At 76.5% G+C, this 4,352-nt stretch carries 3 protein-coding genes; all 3 read left to right on the top strand.

Annotated features, from left to right (window positions below):
• Positions 1 to 898, top strand: an 898-nt coding sequence (locus EAO70_RS06550) for a DNA ligase (protein ID WP_315986214.1), incomplete at its 5' end; no start/stop codon positions are given.
• Between the two features lie 266 nt (positions 899 to 1,164).
• Positions 1,165 to 3,306 carry a PBS lyase gene (locus EAO70_RS06545; RefSeq protein WP_148002064.1) on the top strand — a complete coding sequence of 714 codons (2,142 nt, stop codon included), beginning with the start codon at positions 1,165 to 1,167 and terminating at the stop codon, positions 3,304 to 3,306.
• A gap of 281 nt (positions 3,307 to 3,587) precedes the next feature.
• A partial coding sequence (locus EAO70_RS06540; RefSeq protein WP_148002063.1) for a hypothetical protein occupies positions 3,588 to 4,352 on the top strand: 765 nt, incomplete at its 3' end.

Below are 4,352 nucleotides of genomic sequence, written 5' to 3'. Positions count from 1 at the left end.
GCCCGGTGACCTGGTGCTTCCTCCGCCCGTCGACGTCATGCGGCCCCGGTCCGCCGACGAGATCCCCGCGCAGGGAGCGCCGCCCCGGGAGATCCAGTACTCGCTCAAGCTCGACGGCTTCCGCGCCCTCGCCTTCGTCCTGGGCGGCGGGAAGGTCGTGCTCCAGTCGCGGTCCCGGCGCGACCTCGCCCCCGAGTTCCCCGCGATCGCCGCCCACCTGCGGGACCGGCTGCCGCCCGGCATCGTCCTCGACGGCGAGCTGTGCGCCTACCGCGACGGGCGGCTGAGCTTCACCGACCTGCTGCGCTCCCCCGCGGACCGGGCGCGGGCCGGCGTCCCCGTCTCGTACATCGCCTTCGACCTGCTCGCCGTCCCGGGGCGGGACGTCCGGGCCCTCCCGCTGCGGGACCGGTGGGCGCTGCTCGGGACGGCGCTGCGCGACACCGGGCCGCAGCTCCAGCGGGTGCTGGCCACCGTGGACGAGGAGACCGCGCGGGGGTGGTTCCGCGACCTGCGGGACGCCGGGGTCGAGGGGATCGTCGCGAAGTCCCTGGACTCCCCCTATCGGGCCGGCCCCACCTGGGCCTGGCGGAAGATCCGGCACGCGGAGACCAGCGACGGTGTGCTGCTCGGCCTCGTCGGGCCGCCCGACCGGCCCCGCGCCCTGGTCGTACGGCTCGCGGACGGCCGTACGGTCTCCACCTCGCCCCGGCTGACCCCGGCGCAGTCGCGCGAGGTGGGCGCCCTGGCGGGGGACCGCGCCGGGCCGCTCGTCCAGGACCCGGAGCACGGTCCGGTGCGGTGGATCGACCCGCCGCTCCCCGTCGAACTCCGTCAACTCGCCGTGCGGCAACGGCAGGAGAACGCGACCTTCGTCCGCGTCCGCTCCGAGGGATAGTCCGGGCGGGGCGCAGCGCCTCCGGTCCGGGGCAGGGCGCGCCCGGTCCGGGAGATCGGGCGCGTCCGGTACGCGTGACGGCCCGCCGCCGGGTCGCCCCGGGGTCGGCACGGAGTGCAACTGCCCCACTGCGCACCGCACATGGCGCAAACAGAGCGCAACGGGGGGTCCGTCCGGGCCCGGTGTCGCGGGTAAGGCCTTGCCGCCCTTCCGGTGGTGCACACTTGCTGCCTGATACAGGGCTAACGGGGAAGGCGGCCTGGCAGATGCTGACGGGGATCGAGGAGGTCGACTGGGCCTCACTGGGGCACGCGTACGGCCCCGCGGACGACGTGCCGGAGCTGCTCCGCGGACTCGCCTCCGCCGACCCCGCCGAGCGGGAGACGGCCCTCGACGGCATGTACGGGGCCGTGCACCACCAGGGCGACGTCTACGACTCCACCCTCGCCTGCATCCCCTTCCTCCTCGAACTCGTCGCCGACCCGGCCGTCGAGGACCGCGGCTGCATCGTCGAACTGCTCACCAGCATCGGTGGGATCGAGCTCGACGACGACGAGGAGATCGACGAACTCGACGCGGAGGGCGAGGAGTTCATCCCCGCAGCCAACTACGCGATGGCCGCCGCCGCGATCGCCGCCGGCGCCGACGTCTTCCTCGGGCTGATCTCCGACCCCGATCCGGAGGTGCGGCTCGCCGCCCCCTGCGCGCTCGCCTCGCTGCACCCCGAGCCCGCGCGGGCGCTGACCCTGCTGCGGGAGCGGCTCACCGTCGAGCGGGACACCGAGGTGCGGCTCGCCCTGGTCGCCGCCGTCGGGCGGATCGCCCTGCGGCACGCGTCGCTGCGCACCGAGACCGTCGACTGGCTCGACTGGCTCGCCCGCGCAGCCCAGGACCCGGGCCTGCGGCTCGCGGCCCTCGCCCAGCGGGCGCGCTGCGCGCCCGGCGACATCCCGGAGGACATCGTGCCGTGGGTGACGGGGCTTCTCGAGGAGATCCGCACCTCGGGCCCGGCCGGCGGTGGGGAGCGGGTCGCGACGCCGACCCTCATCGGGCAGGTCCGCGAGCTTCTGGAGGAGCACGCCGCCGGGCGTCCCGCGCCCTGGACGGAGGAACTGCTCCGGACCCTGCACGCCGCGCTCGACGACCGGGTCGACGACCGCATCGCGCTGATCGAGGCGCAGCTGCGGAGCCCCGACTGGGGGCAGCGGTCGGACGCGATCTGGCTGTGCGGCGGGCTGATACGGGTCTGGCGGGGGCGGTACGAGGAGATCGTCCGGCTCGTCGGCGCCCAGCTCGACGACCCCGAGCCACGGCTGCGGGAGGCCGCGACCTCCTTCCTGGAGCGGCTCTTCGAACTGGGCGGGCCGGCCGCCGACGCGCTCGCCGCCCGTCTCGCCGTGGGGCCCGCGGGAGCGGCGCCGACCGGGCCCGGCGGGAGCGGAGCCGGCGACCGCGGCACCCGCGGCGGCGGTGCCCAGGGCGGCCGTTTCGTCGGGCGGTCCGGGCGCGACGGCGCCCTCCTCGCGCTGGCCCGCGCCGGGGACACCCGTGCGGTTCCGCTGCTCGCCCGCGCCCTGGAGGAGGGGGAGGTGCGGCGCGAGCTGCTGTACGCCATGGACGGGCTCGGGCCGTCGGCCGCCATGCTGGCGCCGCTGCTCCGCCGCCGGCTCGCCGAGGTGGAGCTCGACGAGCGGCTCTACGACCGGGCCGCGCCCCTGCTGTACGCCCTCGGGGCGGTACGGGGCTCCCAGGCCGTGCCGGAGGTGCTGCGGGTCCTGCGCGGAGCGCCGGCGAACCGCCGCGACTGGGTCCGCGAGGCCGCTCTGCGGACCCTCGCGGCCTTCGGGCCCGCCGCCCGGAAGGCCGTCCCGGACATGCGCAGGCTCCTGGGCGCCGAGTCCGCCACGGTCGCCACGGCGGCCGCGCGTGCCCTGTGGGCGGCCGAGGGTGATCTGGGCGAGGTCCTGACCGCCCTGGAGCGGTGGCTCCGGCCCGGTGTCTCGGGCGCGGACTGGTGCTCCGCCGCCCAGGCCCTCGGCGAGATCGGCCCGGCAGCCGCCTCCACGGCCGTCGCCCTCAGACCGGGCCTGGCCGCGCGGGACCTGTGGGTGCGGGTCCGGAGCGCCGCGGCCCTGTGGCGGGTGTCCGGGGACGCGGCGACGGCGCTGCCCGTGCTGGTCGCGGCCTGGGAGGAGAACCGGCACGCGCGCGTGGACGTGGCCGAGTGCCTGGCGGAGATGGGTCCGGCCGCGTCGGATGCGCAGCTGTTGATCCTCACCGAGCTGACGCGCCGCCGCCGCCACAACGCCCGCGAGGGCGCCTCCGGCAGCCATGACATCCACGTCGACGAGAAACTCCTGACCGTGTGCCGGGCGGCCCTCGCACGGATGGAGCGGGGCGGCTTCTAGCCCGGGCGGGGCGGGCGGCCGACGAGCGAGCCGGCGGGCGGGCTGCGAACAGCGGCGGTGACCGGTGGGACCGCCGACCCGGTGGGACGCGACCGGGGATCCGTCGCCCTGCCCGATGACGGCGCTCGGCGCCGGGGGACGTACGAGCGGACAAGGCCCCTCAGGCCCCCGAGTAGACAAAAAGGACTTCCGTCCGAATAAGGTCTACTGGAAGCGGGCCCGGACCCGTGGGTGCGGCCGCCCCCGGCCGCACCCACCGATCGACCCGTACGAGGAGCAGTGTGAAACCGCGCGGAACGCAGTTCGCCGCCGGTGTCCTGTGCGCCCTCGCGCTCGTCGGCGGCGCCGTCGGCTGCGGGCGCAACGAGGGCGGGCTGGAGAGCGCCGGGGCCACCCCCGCCGCCGCCGGCCCCGTACGGCTCTGGCCCGACCTGCCGCCCGCCACGGACCCGCCGATCGACTACGGCGAGTCCGACACCGAGCGCGTCCCCGGCATCGCGGTCCCCGACAACGACGTCCACTCCGTCGACGCAGTCGCGGTGGTGACCGCCGAGGTGCGCGCCCACCCCGACACGTACAGCGGCCCCGACGGCATGTACGCGGAGACCGCCCGCGCCGTGCGGGCCTGCGGCACCGCGCCGGCCGCCTGCCCGGTGATGCGGCCGTACTACCGCGACCTCACCGGCAACGGCCGGGACGAGCTGATCGTCGGCATCCGGATGCCCGACCAGCAGGTCGGCGTGCGGGTCTACCTCGCCGAGAACGGCGGCCTCACCCGCATCATGTCCACCGTCGACCAGGTCATCAGCGTGGAGCTGGCCGGCCGGGACCTGATCATGCGGGTCGCCTCGGCGGGCATCCCCGGGTACGAATACCGCACCGCCTGGTCCTGGGACGAGCAGCAGCACAGCATGCTGCCCACCCGCGACGAGATCGTCCGGGTGAAGCCGGGCCCCAGCGCGACCCCGGCCGTCCCGGCGCCCCGCCTGGTCAGCCCGACGCCGGCGGTCCCCGCCCCGGTCTCGCCCCCCGCGCCGCTCCCGGTC

Source organism: Streptomyces sp. adm13(2018) (genome assembly GCF_008042145.1).
Classification (GTDB): Bacteria; Actinomycetota; Actinomycetes; order Streptomycetales; family Streptomycetaceae; genus Streptomyces.
This window is presented reverse-complemented; position numbering and strand designations above follow the sequence as displayed.